The organism is Streptomyces sp. CA2R106, assembly GCF_037034245.1.
GTDB lineage: Bacteria > Actinomycetota > Actinomycetes > Streptomycetales > Streptomycetaceae > Actinacidiphila.
On sequence record NZ_JBAGKC010000205.1, the window covers coordinates 1 to 291 of the forward strand.

Below are 291 nucleotides of genomic sequence, written 5' to 3' on the forward strand. Positions count from 1 at the left end.
GGACATCGAGGTGCCGGTCCAACTCCGCCACGATCTCGTCGAAGGCCGCAGCGAACACCTCGGACTCCCCGTACAACGCGCGCCCCATCCCCAGCCGTTGCGCACCCTGACCCGCGAACAACACCGCCACCCGGCGCCCGCTCCGCCCCACACCGTCCACCACGTTCGCCACCGACTCCCCTGCCGCCAACGCCCGCAACCCGGCGACCAGTTCACCCGCGTCGGCGCCCACCACCACCGCGCGGTGGTCGAACCGCGACCGCGACAGCAGCGCCGCACCCACCGCCACCG

1 protein-coding gene is annotated in these 291 nt (G+C 73.5%); it reads right to left on the bottom strand.

Annotated elements, in window-relative coordinates; all coding sequences use genetic code 11:
* Positions 1 to 291 (bottom strand): hypothetical protein (locus tag WA788_RS35755; RefSeq protein WP_335984705.1); only part of this gene is annotated, 291 nt, incomplete at both ends.